This window comes from Methylocella tundrae (assembly GCF_038024855.1).
GTDB classification, from domain to species: domain Bacteria; phylum Pseudomonadota; class Alphaproteobacteria; order Rhizobiales; family Beijerinckiaceae; genus Methylocapsa; species Methylocapsa tundrae.
Genome location: NZ_CP139087.1, coordinates 1 through 19406, shown reverse-complemented (window position 1 = coordinate 19406; position 19406 = coordinate 1). Strand labels below are relative to the sequence as shown.

The following is a 19406-nucleotide window of genomic DNA, read 5'->3' as shown; positions in this document are numbered from 1 at the left end:
GCGGGGGGTCCCGTAGGGAGCCCTTTGAGGATCAGATAAAAGTGAATTTCGCTGCGTCAATATTGCCGTCTTCTTCTGCACACCAAATCATCCATGCGGATAACAACAGTGTCCTTTCATCGCGATTATGGCGGAGTGTGATTTTCATCAGGTCGATTGTTTCTTGCTCGATGAAGCGAAGGCTATTGTTCATGTCCGTGTTCCCTATTTCAGGATTGATGCTAATTGACGCGCCGCTTGGCAGGAGCTCTTTGACGATCCAGCATCAGCACTCCCTTGCGGCGGGTTCAAACTCTTGCGCATAGGCGCCGACTGCCACCATGACGCCCTCAATATTTCCGGTGTAGTCGTTGATGACGTCCCATCCCGTGTTACCGTAAATGAACAGCACCCAACCAAAATATTTGTTGTCGCAGTGGCGATAGACAAGCAAGCGGTCCTGATCGGTGGTGAACATTGCCGAAAGGATCGCGACGGCGTCCCTACTGCGCGTGATAGTGGTGGTGTCGCCATCGTTCACGCCGAGCAGAAACCCGGCTTTAAGGAAGGTCTCGACGGCGAAGGCTGCGATTTTTCGATCGATGGTTTGAATGTCGTTGGTCATAGTATGTCCTATGGTAAGATTGATGGGGATGTGAGTAGTTCAATGTGGCAGCGGCCTTCGAGGATCAGCGACAGTCATTGGCGGACTCTTTGTTCGGCGGCAGATAATTACCGAAGCCCAGGACGGTCCAGGCGTGGGCGCGTGCGGCGTTTTCGGTTTCGAATGGGAAAGTTTTGGGCTCGGTGCAATCCGGCCCGGTGATGGGCTCGATGCGAACGGTGAATAGCCGCTTGCCGGTAACTGGATCATGGCCCACATCTGCGATGACGGCCTGCATGTTCCAGGGATGGTTTTTCAAAAGGTCTAGAGTTCTCACGTCAGTCACCTATTTTATGATTGATGCGGTTCGAGCAGGGTTCCATCTCGCGCAAGACATCAAACCATTCGCGCGCGCGAACTTTCACGGCGGTTTCTTGCGTCGTTTCAAACAGGTGACGGTAATAGGCGATGACGTGATGGATCTGCTGCATTTTGGTCTCTTGTTGATCGCGGGCGCTTCACCTTGCTCGTCGCCGCATAAGCGTTGAAATATTGAGAAGTCGATCACGCCGCGGCGCTTTCGACGATGGCTGCCTCCAGGATGGTTCGCGAGAGGCGGCAACGAAGATAAGGATTGGATATTGGTGTGAAGATCGGCGTGCGACCGCTGCCGCGATATGCGCGGTTTAGCCTCCGTCGAGTATCGGCGCGGGTGGAACGGATTTAGGAATGGGGAGATAGATGGGCGCGGCTGCTGCCGGGCGTGACGGCGACTGTCGGGCGGTGCTTCGTCAGCCTATTGCGGCGAAACGCACGGCTGCGATCTTGGGTAGGATATCGGTGCGAACATGAACATAGTCATCGTCAGGCGAACTGGTGAATTTCGCGCTGGTCAGATAAAGTTCGATGTCGCAAAGCATTTCGCGAACCTGCCTGAGTTGCTGATGGGCTTCTTCGCGTTCTCTCATGATGCGGTGAATATGGTTTTCCGCCATAGGCGCATTTCCTGTGAAATGATGCTCCTTGCTGGAAGAGCGTGAGGCTTCCGGCGCGGGCGCATCTCAATCGATCGGCGCAAGACACTCGAGGCCGAGCATTCGCACCTTGCTCTCTGTTTCGCCTTCGGCAGGCTCAAAGCGGACATAGACGTAATCGGAAAAGCATTGTCTGCAGCGGCCGTGGATGACGCCGATGCGATCCGTGAGGCTGTGTCCGAGAGTAAAGGGATCGTGGTTGACGCGAACTTTTTGACCCTTGAGAAGCCATGCCGCGGCGCGCCTTTTAACCTCGGCCTCTTGCGCCTCGACGCGGGCGGCCCAGGCTGTGACGGACTCGCCTCGCGCGCGGCTGCGCCAATTCCACGTTCCGAGGAAATCGGGAGCCTGGAGAGAAAAGTCCATTGTAGCGGGGAGCGGAGCGGCCTGCGTCAGGCCGATTTGCAGGATATGTTTTCCCATGTTTCACCAGGTTCCGCAGTGGGCCTCGACGGCGAGTTTTTCGCGCCGGTCGATAAGCTGGAGAGCGAGGTAGTGAAGGGATGAGCCGCGTCGGGCTTGCTGGACGACGTGAGCCCAGGCAGCGCGATCTTCAGTGAAAAGAGGAGCCCCCTGTATTGGATCGTCGGTTTTCTGCAGTTCGACGCGGCGGGATCCGTCGCCGTAAACTCCGCAATCGGAAATAGTCCATCCTTCCCGGCGCGCGGCGTCGTAATCGAAGGCGTCGAGCGAATCGAAAGGGCTTGCCGTATTTCCGATTGGTTGAAGGGCGTAGGGTTGATTCTGGATCGTCATTAGGGCCTCCTTTTGTCTTCTTCGTGAAGATGTCCAGGCCCATCCACAGGCAATCCGAAAGGGGCAAAGGTGGCGCGTTTGCGCCAGGATCCGCCGGCCTAACGCAGAGGCCGGCGGCCCCGCCCTTTGCGGCGTTCGGATTGCCTGTGGGATTAGCTTTTTCTTATTTTTTTCTTAGTTTGCGCAGAGTGGGCAAGGATGCCGGAGGCTGATGCCTCGTTGGGAAGGAGCGGCGACTACTATCGGTTGCCGTCAGTCTCGCCGCTTTGGTCATTGCGTCATGTCAGAAGTTGACCGCGACGCCGCTTCGGATCGTGTTCGTGTCGAAATGACCATCGACGCCGCGGCCGTAAAGATATTCGACCCGGATGGACAGTCCCTGTGCGATGAATGTCTCGACGCCGCCGCCACCGGTCCAGCCAGCTTCCAGCGCGCCTGAATTCTGGATCAGGTTCGCGTGATTCGCGATCATGACGCCGCTTGTCGCGTAGATCATGACGCCGTCCGAGACGGTGACGCCAAGGCGGGCGCGGAGGGATCCGCTTGCGCCAGTGAGACCGCCATAGGGGCTCGCAACGCCGGCGTCTCCTTCGAGGCCCGCGACGACATTGCCGACCGGGACGTTATAGCCTGCAAATCCCCAAAAACCGGGGCCGAAGGAAGAAGAAGCGCCTCGCATTGGTTGAATAGGGGGGAAGGAGCCGAAAGCAGGGGCGCGGAACGCGCCTGAAGCGTTCTGGGCGCCAGCTTCGAATCCGGCGTAAGGACCGTCAAAAACGCGTCTGGGAACGGAAATCTCCGGTCGCGGATATTGCGCGAGCGGAGCGCTGGCGTGGGCCAGCCGCGGCGCCTTATGTTTGATGGCGCGCCGGGCAAGATGTCGCCGCGGGTGTTTTTTAGACTTGTGTTTGTGAAGCTGCGCCATTTTCAGCTGATTGTGCGGCGCGAGCGGGGGCTCATCCAGCTGGCTGTAGGCGAGGACGATTTTTGCGTCCGCGCTCGGCTGGACCGGCGATGTTTCGAGCGGCGCAGCCATGCTCGATCCGAGAAACGTCGCGCCGGCGCAGAAAGTGAGAGCGAAAGTGAATACCGAGGTTTTCATTAAGAACTCCGTTTGTCTTCTTTTCGAAGAGCGTTTGCGAAGGGTTGTGAAAGCGAATGGGATCAGGTTGACGGGCGCGCGCGCGAACGCCGCGCGGAAATTTCGCGCGAGCGGCTCTTTTTTTTGCGGTGGTCAGCCGGCGAATGGCGTGCGCCGTGTGTCAGCAGCGTTCAGTTCGCATTTGATGCGAAGTGTGGAGTCGCTGCGGCGTCCTGGGTCGGGGCGCTCGGGAGATAGCGCCGGATTTGGCGCGGTATTTTAATTTGACCGTTGCCAAATTGTCATTGTTGTCTGGCGCCGTTTGGCGCCCGGTTCAAAGGCCAGCTTGGTTGAGCGCGGCGAGCTTTAGGCGGTTGAGGCCAGACGGACCGATGGTATTGCGAATCTGGCGCAGAAAAGGGGCTTCGGGTTCGCGCCAGTCTTGCCCATCCATCCACAGGCCGAGGAGCTTCGATTTCCAGCGGCGGCCATTCCTTTTTGCGAATGTGCGCAGGGCGTCCGTTTGGTCCGGTGTGAGAATGGGTTTGGGATTGCGCTGGTTCATGGATGCCCCCGCTATCGCCAGTTTACCAGATCGTTTCGGGCTTCGGCTTCGGTCGGAAACTCGCCCTGAACGAGCCATTTCTGGCTGACAGCCGAGAATATCTCGATCACCCAAAGCTGTGTTTCGTCATCCTGTCGGACGCGACTCATCTCGACAATATTGTTGGACATAAGGGTCTCCGGAGTTGGGATTTCTATTTGCGTTTATTGCGCAAGTGCGGCGTCGAGCGCCGCCGGGTCTGCGCGCAACGGGAATTCGCTTTTCTCCGCGCGTTCGATCAGTTCGAGTTCGGCGGTGAGTGTCTCTTCGCTCAAGAGCTTCCTGATTTCCGTCGCGGTCAGGCAAGGCACGTGTTCGTTGTTGCCGGTCCAGGAGCGCGGCTCGTCATATCCGGGTTCCCAAAAGACGGCCTCGGCCGAATAGGCGTAATGCCCGTCGTCCGCTCGGAAATAGGTGAGGCCGAGTTCGCGTAAAACTGGCTCGAGATCCCAAAAGCTGCCGCCTGCGACTTCGTTGTCGAAAAGGCGCAGCGGCCCCGATTCGGCGATCGCTTCTTTGATGTAATCGAGGGCCTCGGCGGCGTCTTGAAACCGGGAACCGTACTCAGGGCCGGCATTTTGCGACAAGATCGCTTCGACCAGGCGATCGATCGCTGCGGCATCATTAAGGGTTCCGCCGATGCAAATTTCGGCGGCGCTTCTGTCTGACATGATGTGAACTCCAATGAGTGGAAGAAGGCTGCGCTGCCTGACCGCTGCGATTGTCGTCGAGGCAGGGCGGTCGGGTTACGCTGCTTTGGCGATCGGGGAAGTCGTTTCATTCGCTTCGTCGTCTTCCTCGGGAATATCGTCCGAAGCGGCGGCGAGGGTCGGGTGAAAGGCGAGCAAATAATCAGCGATTTTTTGCGCATCAGCGGCGGCGCGAAATATCGCGCGTTTGTCGTCTTTCAATGCGTCAATCCAGGACTTGATATAGCTCGCATGATTTGGTATATCTGATGGTATTCCGATTTCATTTCCAATGAATACGCTTGCGAGCTCGGCTCTCAACTCTTCGAGCGAGTATAACGCAGAGCCGAATCGACCGGTAAGATCTCGCGCCAACCGATGCGATGCCCCGCTGGCATGTGCAAGCTCATGCAACGCGGTCGCGGCGCGCGCTTCGGGCGAAGCAAAGGCGGCATCCGGCGGTAGCTGCACGTGATCTGTACTTGGTGAATAAAACGCCACGTCGCCGCCGATGCGAATAGAGACGCCGCTATTCCTCAATATCACTTCGGCGTCCTCGACTCTTTGGGGGAGGGTCTTCGGCGCGCCCGCCGGCGTGAATTCCGGGATGCCGTCGATCTGCGACGCGTGAAAGACGCTGAAGGTCCGCATCACAGGGAAGCGCTTGACGGTGGGATCGTCGCCGCCTGGCGAGGCGTCGTCTTTCACCTCAAGCTGTTTGTAGAAGAAGATCTTGGTCGACGTCTCGCCGCGCCGGACCTGCCAGCCGCGTTCGGCGGCCTGCTTGTAGCTGCACCACCTCGGATCCTGGGTCGCAAAAGCGAGCGGCGAAATGCCGAGAACGAAGGTGTTGATTCCTCTGTAGCGGCGCCCCGTGGTGGGGTTCATCGGGGCGGAAGGACCGCTGGCTTTTTCGGGATCCCATGGCTGCCGCCAGGGCTTCACGCCGGTTTCCAGCGCGGCGACGATCTTGTCGGTGAGTTCTTGGTAGCTGTCATTGCGAGCGGCGTTGGAATTGCGTTTGAAACGGCTCATCGGGACTGTCCTTTTCCATTTGATTTCCTCGAACAAGTCCTTCCGCGCCGTATCCCGTTCGCCGGGGCAAGGGCGCGCAGCGGGGAGGCCGGAGACCAGCGCAGCGGCTCCGCGCCTCCCGACCCCTTGCGGCGGCGGGCGGGAATGCGGTAGCGCCTTCTATTCGCGTGTCGTCTCGTTTGTCTCAGCAGTTTGGGAGTTCAAATCGAAGCTAGGCGGGGTGGGGGCCGGGTTGGGCGCGCCGGCGCGAATAGAGACCGCCTTGACGAGCGCGGCTCGGGCGCGCGGATGCCAGAGGGCGAAATCCGCGCGGGAAAGACCCTTGGTCCATTCGGTGTGAAAATGGGCAATCCAGGTTTGTCCGAGCATGACGGATATCAGGTCTTCCGCGCCGGACATCCGCCGGTGCGAAACTCGATAAATTCAACAGGCGAGCCGAGGTCATTTTCGCCATGTTCGATGGTGATGGTACAGCATGCGAGATGCGGTTTGATGCCGGGTAGCCAGGCGAGAAAGCGCGCGGCCGCACGAAGAGAGAAGTCGAAGGTCCGCAGCCGTTCCAGCCATTCGCTTGTCAGATAGCCGCTATCGGACTCGATCGAACCGATTAGTTTGGTGAGTTCAGAGATCATAGGTCTGTTTTTCCTTGTGGCGAGCGGATCGTGCGGTTCGTTGCGCAGGGCCGGACGCCAGCTGGTCTAAAAGCTGCGGAAGGCAGGCGGCGCGCGGGGTGATGGCTGGGGTCGAGCGCGGTTCTGGTCGCGCAGCCAGCCAAAAACGCGATTGTCGTCTGGGATGTCGTCGATGAAGGCTGACGGAACGGCGGCGCCGCGACGAAAGCCGCAATGAGATATCGTCACGCGGCTCATGCCGCGGGTGAGCGCGACATAAGCGAGCCGTCTTTCCTCGTCGCGGTCGCTATATTCCGAAGGGATCGTGCCGGCTTCCCAGGCCGGCAGAAAAACATGGGGAAACTCCAGTCCTTTAGCCTTGTGGAGGGTCATGAGGCGAACGACTCTGGTGTCGTCCTCGTCGGGCCGATTGGTGGCGAGCGCGACATGGTCGAGCAGTTCGCGAGCTGTGTGGAAGCCGCCGGCGATTTCGAGAAGCTCCTGGAGGTTCTTCAGCTTGTCCTCGGTGGTCTCGGCCTTGCTGTCGCGCAGCATGGCGCGATAGCCGGTGGCGTCGAGCAGCAGGGAAATCTGGTCGGCGAGCGTATGCGAAGGCTCGTTTGCGACTGCGCGGATCTGACGGGCGAATTCGACGCCGGCGGCCTTCGTTTTCGGAGGCAGAGCGACGGTGTCGAGGGCTTTGAAGAGAGAGACGTTGAAGAAGCTGGCTTCGGCGTCGAGAAGCTCCAGCGCCTTGGCGCCGAAGCCGCGGCGCGGTTCGTTGATGACGCGCCGGAACGCTTCGTCGGACTGGCGCTCGTCGGGCGTCGTGGCGAGACGCAGGAGGGCGAGGGCGTCCTTGATTTCAGAGCGGGCGTAGAAGCCGACGTCGCCGATCAGACAATATGGGACGCGCGCGCGCATAAGGGCTTCCTCGAAGCCGCGCGAGAGGAAGTTGTTTCGGTAAAGGATGGCCATGTGCTCGTAGCGAACGCCCTTCGCATGGCGCTCAACGATTTCGGCGACGATCCCGGTCGCCTCGGCCTGCGCGTCGCGGTAGGTGAGGACTTCGATGCGTTCGCCATCGCCCTTTCGGGTGAAGAGAGTCTTCCCGAGTCGCTTCTTGTCCTGGGCGATGACGGCGTTGGCCGCATCAAGTATATGGCCCGTCGATCGAAAGTTTTCTTCGAGACGGACCTGAACCGCGCTGGGAAAATCCTTGGAAAACCGGCGAATGAACGAGATGTCAGAGCCTCGCCAGCTGTAGATTGCCTGATCATCGTCGCCGACGACGAAGATGCGCTGGTGATCTTCCGCGAAGGATTTGAGCCATGTGTATTGAGCGAAGTTGACGTCCTGATATTCGTCGGCGTGAATCCAGTCGAATTTCGAGGCCCAATGGTCGCGATATTCTTCGTTGCCGCGCATGGCGAGGGTCGGCCACATCAAGAGATCGCCGAAATCGGCGCCATTGGTCTCGCGGAGTCTCTGCTGGTAGTCGGCATAGACGCGAACAGCGGCGCGGAGGCCCGCGGCGTCGATCTGCTCGCGGTCGCGTTCGGCGTCGGCGATGCGTTTATTGACCCACGCCAGGGCGCCTTTCGGCGTCATCAGATTATCCTTGAACTGCGAGATCCGGTTGCACATGAGCTTAAGGGGATCGCGACCTGCCTTTGGTTCGTCGTCGTCGCTGGCGAGGTTAAGGGCCTTCATCGCGCGTTTGATGATGCGGCGGCTATCGTCGGCGTCGAGAATATCGAAGTTGTGCCGGAGATCGGCGACTTCCGGCGTCTCGCGCAGCTGCCGCGCCGCGAGGCCATGATAGGTTCCAAGCCAGCTTGGCGCCGGCTGCCCGCCGAGAGCGTCGCGAATGCGGGTCGCCATTTCATTGGCGGCCTTGTTCGTGAACGTCACGGCGAGAATGCGAGAAGCGGGGATGCGATCGTTTGTGATCCGGTGAACGACGGCGGCCGTCAGCGTCGACGTCTTTCCGGTTCCGGCGCCGGCGAGGACGAGGATAGCGCCCTGATGCGCGGCAGCCTCGACCTGCTTCTGGGTGAGCCCAGAAGCGATCGAGTCGAAAGACGCCGTCGATACAGGATCGACGTCGCGCATGGAGGCGGCGTATTCCGCGTAGTCGTCATCATCCAGGAAGGGAACGAAGTCAGGATCAGAGAATTTCGACATGACAGTTAGCCCCGTTGCAGATGATAAGTTCCCCTTCGCGGTTTCCGTCGGTGGTGAAGACCGTGAATTTGTCCTCGAGATCGAAGTCGCCATCCTCGTCGCGCGGGCCGTCTACGACGACCCCTTCGAGCGCTCCCGAACCGTCATGCGCCTCTACGAAGACGTATTTGTCTTTGAGGCTGTTGCCGGTCACAGGCTGCAGGCGGTGAAGGCGGCTGGATTTGGTTTTCGCGATCAGGCGCAAGAAGGCGGGCGCCAATTCGGCGAGCGCATCGTCAACCGCCGCTCTGGCGAGAAGCTGCGCGAGACGTTTGGAGAACATGGCCTGAGCGATCGTCGGCGGCCATGGCTCCCAATTTCTCATGCCGTCCGGGGGGAACAGCGGATCGTCGTCAATTGGTTCGAGCCCGATCTCGAGGCTCGAACGCATTTCCTCGCGGGTCCACCCGACGATGTGCAAAGCCTCGCTCGCGGCGGCGAGGCGATCGGCGTGTTTGTGTTGTGCATAGGATAGTTCGGTCCAGGCCGGGAGCCGGTAGCGCCGGTCGACGGCAGCCTGGAGGCTTGCGTCCAGACGCGCGAAGTCGGGGCCAAGGTGCGGACGCAACGGCGCCACTGGATCAAACCCACCAAAAAGAGCCTCGGTTGCGTCGTGAAGCAGCTCGCGCAAGGCCTCGCGGGCGGTGAGCGGTCCCTCGGCTTCGCGCAAGGCGAGCACGGTGAGGCTGTGCTGGGCGACGCTGAGCGGGAGAGGCCATTTGGAGTGACCGCCCCAGCGATAGGTGCGCGACAATCCGATCGCGAGGTCTTCGTCCGTCCACGCGTCGGGCTGGGGATCGAGAAGATCGAGACGATTGCCTGATTTCAGAAGAATGTAGGCGCGCCCCTTCGGCGCGGGAAGGGCGAGAAGGGCAGCCGGCGGAGGCGGCGGGGGAGATTCTACTTGCGGGTTGCTTTCGATGATTGATCCCTGGCCCTCGCGAGGGATGTTCATTTGGTCCCTGAGCCTGTTGAAAGGTTCAAAGCGGAGAAAGTCGGGAAGTTTCATGATCCATCCCTTTGCTGGGCTTGTTGTTTGATGATGTCGTTCCAGTCGCCGTTTTCGATTGGCGGTCGCAATCGCACGAAGCCGACACCGGCTTTTTCGGCGATCTCTCGATGACGGGCGGCGTAGCGGTCGCCTGCGGAATTGGCGTCTGTCGCGCTGCAGAAGGCGTCGGGCTGGCCTGCCATTCCGGCGAGGACCTGCTTGATCGCGGCGATCGTCGCCGAGCCCATGCCGCCGCCGGTCGCGGCGTAAAGCGTGTTCGGCTGGCACTGCTCGATGACGGCGATGCTGAGAGCGTCGATCGGCGCCTCTGCTACGACGAGACGTTTGAACGGAGGGTCTCCGCCTGGAAACCGGAAGAGCGTCTTCACGCCGCCCGCGAGCGAGCCTTTGAAATTCTGCGCGCGGATTTCGACGTGGGTTACGCGGCCGGCCTCGTCGCGGTGCGCGAACCAGGGGCTTCCATAGGCGCCCTCGCGCAGGACATCCGCCGCTGCCGCGGCCTTGAGGATCAGGTCCGGCAGTCCGCGCTCGATTGTCAGATATTGCCATCCCGGCGAGGCCGGCCGAAGGGGCGGCCGCGGCTCCCATCTCTCAGCTGGCGTCGCATCGGGAAAGTCGCGGCGCCGGCGGGCTGAAGCGGCCGGATAAGCCGGGGCGAGACCGATGAACGGACGCAGAAGCTTGCGCACCTGGCCGAAATTGAGCCCAGGATCGAGATGCTGGGCGAGGTCGAAAACGTCGCCTTTCGCGTCGCTCTGCGCGTCCCACCATCCCCTGCCCCCGTGGTTGACGATGATGACTTCGCCCGGGCCGCGGCGGTATTTGAGGCAGTTCTTGGTGCTTTCCGCCCGGTCGAGCAGCCATGGCGGCGGCAGGCGCTCGAGCAGCGTCGCGCAGCTCACCTCGGCGCGCAGCTTTTCGATTTCGGAGTCATAACTGGTCATGGTCTGGGCTCCCATCTCCTGTTTTCAGGAGCGGGAGAGGCGCGCTTCGCCTGCTTCCATTCTGCTTCCCTGATACCCTCCAGCCGACCGCAATGCGGGCGCGCTGCAAGGGCGCGCAAGCGGGGCCGTCGAGACCAGCGAAGCGGCTCGCCGGCCCGACCCCTTGTCGGCGCGTCCGTTATTGCGGTAGCCATTCGCTCCTCCTTTGCTCTCTCCTTTCTTTCGTGAGTCACGCGTGCGCGAACGCGAATGCCTTTTTCGGGAACTGGCGGATGTCGACGATTGACGGGTTAAAAGTCGTGCTGAGGGCGTGCGATCCGACGCTCGACCGGCGACGGTCATGGGCCGTGGAAGCGGGGATCGATCTTTTCGGGGAGTGGACGGCGCGCGTTTCCTACGGCCGCATCGGCTCGCGCGGACGAACGATCTCGCGCGTGTTTGAGTCAGAGAAATTGGGGCGGGAATTTGTTCGGAAGGGACTTTGCCGGCGTCGATCGGCTAAGCGCCGCTGCGGCGTGGCCTATACGGTGATCGAGGCCTCGCCGGCCGCGCTGGCGCTTATCGCCGCGGCTGGTTTGGGTTTCCTCGCAGACGGAAGGCTTGCGAAAATCGGCTATCCGGAATCCGCCGTGTTTCCCGTATCCGGGAAGGATAGGTCAAACGAAATTCGGTCAGTGTGTTTTTAAGCGCGGGAAAAGGCAGTTTACGTCTGGGTTCGCGACTAACATAAGCTAGACTATAACCACGAAAGCCTTTCCGGAAGCCAAACGAGACGGCGGGTGAAGGGGCTCTTGATCGTGCCACGGGCGACCGGCAGAATCCGACCCAACCTCGTCGTTCCAGGACCAGCTTTCGATTCTCCGAAGCGGTCGTTCACGAAGTTGGGGCGCCGACGGCAGGGTGCCCGTCTGAGCCGTTCCCGTTGTTCGACGCGGTTCCCGCAATCTACCATTCGAAAGAATGTATTCTCTGCACCGCATTAGACTCAACCGCCGTGCGCGGTGATTTTCAAAGCATCAGAATGGTCGCCGTGCACAGGGCGAAGCAGCGGGTCAGTCCGGGGCAGCGATCGACGGATCGTCCGTCGTTACGGAGGTCGTCAAGGTCGCTACGTCTACGTGACGACGGTTGGCCCAATCGACAAGGTTATCAGGTCGGTAGGCTGGATCACGACGCCAACGCTCGAACACCGACTTGTCGATCGTCTCGTTGATGCTGTGGACCGTCGTCTGGCTGCGCTTCTCTGGCTCCCTGCCGATCGGCCGCCAGTTGCGCTGCCAGAGGCTGTAGACCTTGTAGGCGCCCCCGAGGAACTCCGAGAATGAATCCTCGATGCCTCCCATCGAGGCCTCGGCGTCGAGTTCGACGTTCCTCTTGAACGCGAGGCCGTGCGAGGAGGCCTTTGTCAGAAGCCATCGCAGAGGCAACTGTGCCAGTGCGTCGCTGTAGGTTCCACCGCCGACGTCCCCGTGGGCACCGCAGAACCAACGCTGCTCGACTTCGGCGAGCGGGCGCGGCGAGACGTAGGGCGTTGTCTCTGTGTTTGGGCGATAGTACGACAACAGCGTTACGTCGAAGTCGGCGCGGTTCTCGTCGATCGCCATCGCGTGGTAGACGCGCTCCTCGTTCTTGCGAAGATTGGTGTCCAGGAACGAGTGATCGCCGCCCGTCAGCAGCGCGAGATGACCTGTCGTCGCCACCGAACCTACCGTATCCCATACGCCGGTGAACCTGACCGGAGCGGGAGCGCAGTCGCGCACCATCCAGCGCTCCTCCAGGTCGTAACCGCTCCTGTCGGCGCCAGGCTCCAACAACTGGTTGAGCGTCTTTACGTGGTTGCCCTTCTTGTAGCGGTCGTAGAGCTGTTTCACGCCGAGCGGCGAGCCTGGCCGGATCACGCCGCATCGCGACACGTAGCCAGAAAGGCTGCGTGCCGCGAAGGCGCCTCGGCTGAAGCCGAAGACGAAGATGTCATCGCCATCGCCGTAGTTCTCAACGAGCCATTCGTAGGCATCGACGACCTGATCGTCGATGCCGTAGCCAAAGACCTCGCCGCGCGCGATCTCGCCGAGCTGCGTTCCGACGCCGGCGGCGTAATAAATGAGCTGCTCGCGATCGTCATTGCCTTTGGCGGCGCAGAGCGAGCGCGCCCGCCAGACGTTAGTATTGCCCTCAGACTTATCTGTGGTGCCGTCGAGGAAGACGGCAAGCCGCTTCGCCTTCGACGGTGGCTCGACCGTAACGATCTCGGGCATCAGCTATTCCCCTATAGTGTTTGCTCGTGGTGAGAGCGATGGGTCTGTCGTCGAGGAGCGCATGACGAGGTTCGAGAGCATCGGGCTATGGCGCGCCTTTCGGGTGCACTCCCTTATCGCGCAGTGTGGGTCCAGCGTCGAATGCAGGTGGCCGCCATGGCGTCTCGTCAGCTGTACGCTGGCTTTCCGATGCCAGCATGTGGCGAAAGCCCCTTCCTTAGGGCTACTTTACGTCAACCAGAGACTTGGAGGCGAGGATAAACCTTTGGCCAGAAAACTCAATCTCCATGGGTTTATCCAGTATTCGATGGTTGGGCAGATTGGCCTCACAGTGAGACCTTGGCGACTCGAGTGGAGACAATATACGGCAAGCGGAACGCAGGGCAGCTTTTCGTGACGGCCGCCCGAAACCCGCCGTTCCCCTTCCGGCCCGACCCCGCCGTGAACCGAATGTCCTGTTCCCGCGCATCGCGGCTCGCAAGCGGACCGTCGCAAACCCACCCTCTTCAGCCGTTCGAAGCCGTGATGCACGCCTCGATCTGGAAATTCATTTGCCATGACACAATCCAGTTTTGAAGGTGAAATTCACGTTTCAAATATAGTTGCCGAAACACAGCTGAATCCGGATAGCCAAGAGATCAAGAACGCGCCGAGGCATGGGCGCACCGCGCCAAATCGGCACCGGGTGCTGGGCCGTTGATGCAGAGCATGATAGAATTCGGCGATGTGTGGGCGCTTTACTCAATTCTATACTTGGGCGGAAATTCGCGCGGCAATGGATTTGACCGGCGTGCCACGCAACTTGCGCCCGCGCTACAACATCGCGCCGACAACGACGGTCGACGTCGTGCGCGTGGGACCGGCCGGGCGCGAACTCGTCCCGATGCGCTGGGGACTTGTTCCCAGCTGGTGGAGGAAATCGCTCGCCGAACTGCCGTCGACATTTAATGCGCGGGCGGAGACGGTTGCCGAAAGGCCGATGTTTCGCTCTGCGTTCAAGCGTTCACGTTGCATCGTCGGTTCATCGGGCTATTTCGAGTGGGCCACGATCGAGGGCGAAAAGCAGCCCTATTTCATCAGCGCGGCGGACGGCGCCATTCTCGGGATTGCGGGCCTCTGGGATCAGTGGAAAAACGTCGAGACAGGCGAGATGGTTTTGAGCTGCACGCTCATCGTGACCGAGGCGAACGAAACGACCAGAGGAATTCACGATCGGATGCCGGTTCTTCTGGACCCGGGCGATTACACCGCCTGGCTGAAAGGCGATAGCGGCGCCGAACTGTTGCGTGCCGCGCCGAATGATCTGCTTCAGATATGGCCGGTCTCCAAAAAGGTGAATTATTCCGGACGGGGAGACGATGATCCGAGCCTGATAGAGCCAATTGATCAAGAAACCGCCGCGCCGAGATAGAGCCGCGTCATTGTCGTTCGGGATCAGGCGGAGGCGGCCGACTGTGGCCGTGAATAGGAGGCGTTCGCGTCAAGATCACGCCGCTGATCCGCAAATGCTCAAGAATTGTTCTGGCCAGCAACAGTTTTTCGTCAAATGAAAGTTTCTGGCCGCGTCCCCGGTAAAGATGTGTTTGGCGGATCGCCATGGCGATATCCCAGGCGAAACCAAAAGGTTAGGGTTCGGCAAGCGGAGGAAACGCGTCGTCGTCGGCTATGCCGCAAGCTAGAACAGACACAGAACGCAGACAAGGCAGCCGGCGAGAGCCTTTTGCATCGCAATCGGAGGAATGAGCTTCGCGTTGTCATGCGGCCCTGGTCCTGGTAATGGCTCCGGCGGCAAGCGTGCGGTTCTCATCGATTCTGTCGCTTGCGCCGCCTAGGATCGCGAGAGCTCGCTGCGCCTGGACATCGCCCTGCGACGCCGCCCGCCGAAACCATTTCGCGGCCTGTTCGACATCGCGACGAATGCCCTCCCCTCCCCAATACATTTCGCCGAGGAAGAACTGCGCGTTGCAGTCGCCTTGATTAGCGGCCTTTTCGAACCATTTTGCCGCCGCGGCGAGGTTTTGCGGCACGCCATAACCGTGAAGGCACAAGGTCCCCAGCGAACATTGAGCCGCGGCGTCGCCACGCCTGGCTGCGTGCTTAAGCGCTTTTCGCTTTTTCGCGAAGTCCGGCGCAAGAATATAACCCTCGTCGGCGATGAATTTCTGGAAATCAATTGGGCGCATTTGGGTCCCCGCCATGCTCCTGCGAACGGTTGGATCGATTGAACCAGCGCGCCGCGCGAATGCGAAATCAGGCCCGCATTTTTTTGCCGCGCTTTCGCAGGTTCGCGCGGATCAGCGCCATCAACACCGGCCCGAGCGAGAAGGCCCCTGCCCTCGCCTTTTGGGTCAGGCTGCGCAGATAGCCGCCGGCGCTAGCGATGGCGTCGCCCCGCTGCAGGATGGCGGCGAGGACGATCGCTGCGTCAGTCGGCCCGAGAACATCGTTGGCCTCCTCCCAGGCGCTGGGACTGACGCCGATCCACGGGCGAACCCTTTCCGCCGTGGCGATGAGGTCTCGCCATGATTTGATGCCCTCGGGAGCTTGCTCGACAATGTCCGGGCAAGCGTCGAGGACCATAGCGAGCGGAAAGGTCGCCTTTTGCGGCGTTGTCTGCTCTGCGGTCAATGATGGAGGGGGCGTTGTTTCCGGCTGAGGCTCGCTGGTCGCCCTATGGCTTATTGGCAAGCCATGTTCAGATTCAAGAAAAGGGGTTTTGTTTGAATTTTGTATATGACGGTCACTTTGACCGCCATTGCCGGTCATTTTTGATGTTTTGACATGGGATTCGAGGATGTCGCGGATTTCATTCGCGAGACTTTCGAGCGCGGCGGCCAGAGGTTCCAGCGTCTCCACAGTCGCCGTTCGCGCGATGCGCCCGCCAAGCGCCATGAACGCCTTTTGGAAACCATTCCAGTCGGCCCGGACGCCCTCATAGGAGCCGGTCGCAATCATCTTGTCGATGTCGCGCCTGCGGATGGTGATGCTCTCGCGGAGCTGGCGCAGGAGAAGCTGCTCGGCCGCCGCCTCGGCGGCGAGATGCCTGAATTCCTCGGCGCGGGCGACGATCGGCGTGAGGTCGAAGCCGAAGGCCTCGGCGATCTCGCCCCCCTCCCCTTTCCGGGCGTAGCGCTTTCCATTGGCGCTGTCGCGGCGAAGAATGATCCCTAGTGTGACAAGGATCGCCAGGTGCCGGCGCAGAGTTTTCTCCGCCATGCCGCCCGCCCGCTGGGCCAGCGCCCTGTTCGACGGAAAGACGATGATCGGCTTGTCGCCGGCGAGCGTATCCGGGCGATAAAAGGACAGCAGCGCCTTCAGCACGGCGAGCGTGCGGTCCGAGAGGCCGAGCGTCGCCATGGCCGCGCAGATGTCGTCGAAGATCAGCCATTTGCGCACGAGGGCATTCGGCGCGCACTCTTTGGCGACGATCTGGGCCTGCGTTTGGGCAAGCGTGTACAGCCGCCGCCCGAAGGGCGTCGTTGATAGGGATAATTGCATGGTCTTTGCCTTTCTTCGGGCAAAGCAAAAGCGTTCGCTGAAACGGCGTTCGGCCTTGACAAAAAATGGCGGGAAGCGCTATCTAGAAATTGCGGATTTCGAGATGGAGCTTCCGGAGCGGCGACGTTTCGGGGGCTTTTTCTTTGCCTAAATGTCTCCTGATGGGTTGACGGGTACGCGGTTCACGCCTCTGCGCAGCGCGTTGATGCTGCGAAGGACTGTTTGGCTGGACCTGGCAGGCTCAGAGATTTGTCGCTGAGCGCCGGCCCTGCCTGAAATCTGATTTCGAAACTCCTTTGCTATGTGTTCACCGCACGAACAGCGATCTGCTTTGACGCCGCCCGCCGCGAATCGGCAGTGGGCGCGCGCCAAGTGTCCGGCGGCGTTTTGCGAACGCGAAGCGGCCTGACGAAAAAAGTCGATGTCGGAATTTGCAGGGAGAGGGAGAGGCGGGATCCCGCCCCTGCCCTCGCTTCCCATGCGAACGGCAAGCGGCTTCCCCGGCTGAATCGGCCGATCCGCGCGTTTATTCGCCCGAGGTTATTGGGCGGGCAAAATGCCCCTGCCCGCCGCCCCGCAAGCGTCGTTGATGAAAAGTGCTGCATGTTCTTCGCCTTGTCTTAGGCAAAGAAAATCTGCTCGCCGAAACGACGCTAAAGACTCTTGACTGTGATTCGCGGAAGTGCGATTCTCTCAGTTGCAATACATATGAGAAGGGCTTCCGGAGCGATTGTTTCGGGGGCCTTTTTCTTTTGCCGTGGATTCAAAGTCCTTTTAAGTTAGTGTTTTTTGGCTCCGGAACGCCGGGGCCATAGCGATGGCAAGTAGCCATTCATTCTTCGCCCCGTTGGGCGAAATAACTCTTCATAATCATCGGGATCTCTGCCTCCAGAAATGAGATGAATGCGTCTGCATGCGCCGGGGAGATCGTCAATTTGACGTTTCCCTGATTGAAAGCAGCTGTGCCAATCACTTTTCCAGAAGGGGCAACTAGTTTGCGCTCTTGCCGTTTTTCAGCTGGCGTCGCCTTTATGGCAGCTAGAACTAGGTGAAAGCGCTCATCTGAGTGCAGAGAAGAAACCTTGTCAGATGACAGGGTTTGATGAATCTTAGTCAGTGCATCGGGATCTTTGCCAACGGCGGTCGCGAGATCGATCCATCGAGGACGTCCTATCTTTGGCGCACGGCCAATCGCATGCAATATCTCAGGGCTCATTGCCCGACAGACAGATCGAAATCGCGTTAGTTCTGCATCGTCGATTACTAAGGCCGCGCGAATATCCCTCGACTTGATGTTCGCTTGGTCCATGCGCCAGGCAAATAACGCCTTTTCAATCCAAGTTAAGTTTTGACGGGCGGCATTTTCGATTCCTTGTGCGATAGCCATTTCGGCATCGGTTACGTCGGCAACGAAAGCTTTGACGGTTTTTCCAAGCTCCTTAGCGGCGCGCCAGCGCCTGTGGCCATAAACGATTTCGTAGCGTCCCGAAGAATTCGGATGCTTACGAACATGGATAGGGACCTTCTGCCCCTCTGTATCGATTAGGTTCTTAAAAGAATCGAATTCCGCTTCGCCGTCATCTGGAAGCCTGTCCTGGAATGGGGACGGATCGATAAGAGAAGGGTCCAGCAGCAGTTCGCCGGTGGTAGCCAATTGAATAAGTAGCTGGTCGCGCTCTTCGCGAAGATCGGTAAGGGTCCGCTGCGTCGCGCCAATAACCCCGGCCCCAACACGGGCTGCTGGTTGCGCGGATATCGAGGGAACAGCGTCATGTCCGGTGCTAAGGGCATCAGGCAGGGAAATGCTCTCCGAGAGTGCGCCAAAGTTGGCGGCAATCGATTTGCTCGGTGTGCGCCTGCTCATGCCGGACGCCCCCAACTTTCGGAGATAAGTCCGATGATTCGATCATTTACAGCATCCATAGACTCACGCGCGCGGCGGAAGGTGTCGCGCCCGACTTGACCCGCCTCAAGTTCATAAAGACTGCGCTTGGCTAAACCTGCGGCTTCAATAGCTGTGCTATCAATGGCCGTAGGCACGAGTACGTCGGTTCCGAACATATGCCTAAGCATAGTTATAACCTCGGTCTGCGGTTGATCGTTGGGATTGTGTCGGGTTATCAGGTAGCGAAAGAAGTCTTGGCGTATGGTCGCCCCAGCATCGCGGATGACCGTGATCAGGTCGCCCATCATGAGCAGAAACTGGCTCATTGAAGCGACGTCGAGCATCGCCGGATGAATGGTCACGAGCATGCTCGTTGCGGAATAGATTGCGCCAAGTGTAAGGAACCCAAGCGAAGGTGGGGTATCCAGAATGACGACGTCGTAATCGCTATCGACCTCGGAGATAGCGAGGCGCAATCTTTCGAAAAAAGCCCCTCCCGAATGTTGATGTTTGGAGGCAAGAATTCTGGGTGTTTCGTGTTCATATTCCATGACCTCGATATTTCCCGGGATCAGGTCGATTCCAGGAAAATAGGTCTTGCGAACAACGTCGCGAATTGGTTTGCGCTTGTTGTCATAGCGCAGTGTCGCGTAAATGGTTTCATTTTCGCCAACATCAATTTCGGGCTGGGCACCAAACATAGCCGACAGCGATGCTTGTGGATCGAGGTCTATTACAAGGACCCGATAGCCATGTAATGCTAGATAATGAGATAAGTGGAGACTTGTCGTCGTTTTGGCGCTGCCGCCCTTAAAATTGGCGACAGCTAGAATTTGGAGATGCTCTCCTTTACGTCGATGAGGCAAAAATCGCAAAGCTTCGGACGGTCTCTGAGCGGCGAACAACGCTCTTAGTTCATTGATTTGTTTAAGTGTGTAAGATCGATGATTATTGTCAAGGCGCGCCGGCGTCGGGCCCTTGCCTTCGATCGACATTGTTCGCAATGTCGATTCAGGAACCGAGGTAAGTTTGGACACCTCATTTGTCATGAAATGCCGCAAATGTTTTTGCGCTCGGGGAGGATACATCCGGTCGCGCATTACTTGGAGATGGCGCGACAAAATATGAGCGTGGCGGACAATTTTGCCCGCAGCATCTTCTATCCCGATCGTGGTTGAAGTCGCTATTGTCAT

At 59.4% G+C, this 19406-nt stretch carries 23 protein-coding genes; 2 read left to right on the top strand and 21 right to left on the bottom strand.

The genetic code is table 11. The features are described 5' to 3' along the window. Window positions 1-31: 31 nt before the first annotated feature. From SIN04_RS00115 to SIN04_RS00040, 16 genes are all read right to left on the bottom strand, one after another. On the bottom strand, window positions 32-193 hold the full coding sequence (locus SIN04_RS00115) for a hypothetical protein (RefSeq protein ID WP_166796080.1): 162 nt from the start codon (window positions 191-193) through the stop codon (window positions 32-34). A 72-nt stretch (window positions 194-265) separates the two neighbouring features. After that, a complete protein-coding gene (locus SIN04_RS00110) occupies window positions 266-604 on the bottom strand; it encodes a hypothetical protein (protein WP_134493300.1) in 339 nt (112 codons plus the stop codon). A 64-nt stretch (window positions 605-668) separates the two neighbouring features. Continuing rightward, window positions 669-920 (bottom strand): hypothetical protein, encoded by a 252-nt coding sequence (locus SIN04_RS00105; protein ID WP_134493298.1) that lies wholly within the window; start codon window positions 918-920, stop codon window positions 669-671. Between the two features lies 1 nt (window position 921). Continuing rightward, window positions 922-1074 carry a hypothetical protein gene (locus SIN04_RS00100; protein ID WP_166796079.1) on the bottom strand — a complete coding sequence of 51 codons (153 nt, stop codon included), beginning with the start codon at window positions 1072-1074 and terminating at the stop codon, window positions 922-924. A gap of 300 nt (window positions 1075-1374) precedes the next feature. Next, window positions 1375-1578, bottom strand: a complete 204-nt coding sequence (locus SIN04_RS00095; protein ID WP_134493296.1) for a hypothetical protein — start codon at window positions 1576-1578, stop codon at window positions 1375-1377. Between the two features lie 66 nt (window positions 1579-1644). Beyond that, complete coding sequence (locus tag SIN04_RS00090; protein WP_134493294.1) at window positions 1645-2040, bottom strand: hypothetical protein; 396 nt, start codon at window positions 2038-2040, stop codon at window positions 1645-1647. A gap of 3 nt (window positions 2041-2043) precedes the next feature. Further along, on the bottom strand, window positions 2044-2373 hold the full coding sequence (locus SIN04_RS00085) for a hypothetical protein (protein ID WP_134493292.1): 330 nt from the start codon (window positions 2371-2373) through the stop codon (window positions 2044-2046). Between the two features lie 283 nt (window positions 2374-2656). Beyond that, window positions 2657-3475, bottom strand: coding sequence for an outer membrane protein (locus SIN04_RS00080; RefSeq protein ID WP_134493290.1), 819 nt, complete (start codon window positions 3473-3475; stop codon window positions 2657-2659). A 313-nt stretch (window positions 3476-3788) separates the two neighbouring features. Then, entirely contained in the window at window positions 3789-4019 is a 231-nt protein-coding gene (locus tag SIN04_RS00075) for a hypothetical protein (protein WP_134493288.1), read from the bottom strand. 11 nt (window positions 4020-4030) lie between these two features. Then, window positions 4031-4189: a hypothetical protein gene (locus tag SIN04_RS00070; RefSeq protein ID WP_166796078.1), complete on the bottom strand. Its 159-nt coding sequence runs from the start codon at window positions 4187-4189 to the stop codon at window positions 4031-4033. A 33-nt stretch (window positions 4190-4222) separates the two neighbouring features. Further along, window positions 4223-4729 (bottom strand): hypothetical protein, encoded by a 507-nt coding sequence (locus SIN04_RS00065; protein WP_134493286.1) that lies wholly within the window; start codon window positions 4727-4729, stop codon window positions 4223-4225. A gap of 75 nt (window positions 4730-4804) precedes the next feature. Continuing rightward, window positions 4805-5782: an ArdC family protein gene (locus SIN04_RS00060; protein WP_134493284.1), complete on the bottom strand. Its 978-nt coding sequence runs from the start codon at window positions 5780-5782 to the stop codon at window positions 4805-4807. A 377-nt stretch (window positions 5783-6159) separates the two neighbouring features. Further along, complete coding sequence (locus SIN04_RS00055) at window positions 6160-6414, bottom strand: hypothetical protein (RefSeq protein ID WP_134493282.1); 255 nt, start codon at window positions 6412-6414, stop codon at window positions 6160-6162. A gap of 66 nt (window positions 6415-6480) precedes the next feature. Then, a complete protein-coding gene (locus SIN04_RS00050; RefSeq protein WP_244606059.1) occupies window positions 6481-8580 on the bottom strand; it encodes an ATP-dependent helicase in 2100 nt (699 codons plus the stop codon). Further along, entirely contained in the window at window positions 8564-9628 is a 1065-nt protein-coding gene (locus SIN04_RS00045) for a hypothetical protein (protein ID WP_197732047.1), read from the bottom strand. The genes SIN04_RS00050 and SIN04_RS00045 overlap by 17 nt, the downstream gene beginning before the upstream one ends. Then, entirely contained in the window at window positions 9625-10575 is a 951-nt protein-coding gene (locus tag SIN04_RS00040) for a DUF3991 and toprim domain-containing protein (protein ID WP_244606058.1), read from the bottom strand. Before SIN04_RS00040 ends, SIN04_RS00045 begins: the two co-directional genes overlap by 4 nt. Window positions 10576-10847: 272 nt before the next feature. On the opposite strand from SIN04_RS00040, the gene SIN04_RS00035 reads away from it, so the two are divergent. Next, complete coding sequence (locus SIN04_RS00035; protein ID WP_134493278.1) at window positions 10848-11261, top strand: WGR domain-containing protein; 414 nt, start codon at window positions 10848-10850, stop codon at window positions 11259-11261. A gap of 366 nt (window positions 11262-11627) precedes the next feature. On the opposite strand, the gene SIN04_RS00030 is transcribed toward SIN04_RS00035, so the two are convergent. Further along, a complete protein-coding gene (locus SIN04_RS00030) occupies window positions 11628-12830 on the bottom strand; it encodes a T6SS phospholipase effector Tle1-like catalytic domain-containing protein (protein WP_134493276.1) in 1203 nt (400 codons plus the stop codon). A gap of 724 nt (window positions 12831-13554) precedes the next feature. Here SIN04_RS00030 and SIN04_RS00025 point away from each other — a divergent pair. Then, a complete protein-coding gene (locus SIN04_RS00025) occupies window positions 13555-14241 on the top strand; it encodes an SOS response-associated peptidase (RefSeq protein ID WP_134493274.1) in 687 nt (228 codons plus the stop codon). A 343-nt stretch (window positions 14242-14584) separates the two neighbouring features. Here SIN04_RS00025 and SIN04_RS00020 read toward each other — a convergent pair whose 3' ends face one another. From SIN04_RS00020 to repA, 4 genes are all read right to left on the bottom strand, one after another. Further along, window positions 14585-15013 (bottom strand): tetratricopeptide repeat protein, encoded by a 429-nt coding sequence (locus SIN04_RS00020; protein ID WP_166796077.1) that lies wholly within the window; start codon window positions 15011-15013, stop codon window positions 14585-14587. 67 nt (window positions 15014-15080) lie between these two features. Then, a complete protein-coding gene (repC, locus tag SIN04_RS00015; RefSeq protein ID WP_134493270.1) occupies window positions 15081-16328 on the bottom strand; it encodes a plasmid replication protein RepC in 1248 nt (415 codons plus the stop codon). A gap of 832 nt (window positions 16329-17160) precedes the next feature. Continuing rightward, window positions 17161-18192, bottom strand: a complete 1032-nt coding sequence (gene repB / locus SIN04_RS00010) for a plasmid partitioning protein RepB (protein WP_134493268.1) — start codon at window positions 18190-18192, stop codon at window positions 17161-17163. Further along, window positions 18189-19406, bottom strand: coding sequence for a plasmid partitioning protein RepA (gene repA / locus SIN04_RS00005; RefSeq protein WP_134493266.1), 1218 nt, complete (start codon window positions 19404-19406; stop codon window positions 18189-18191). The genes repB and repA overlap by 4 nt, the downstream gene beginning before the upstream one ends.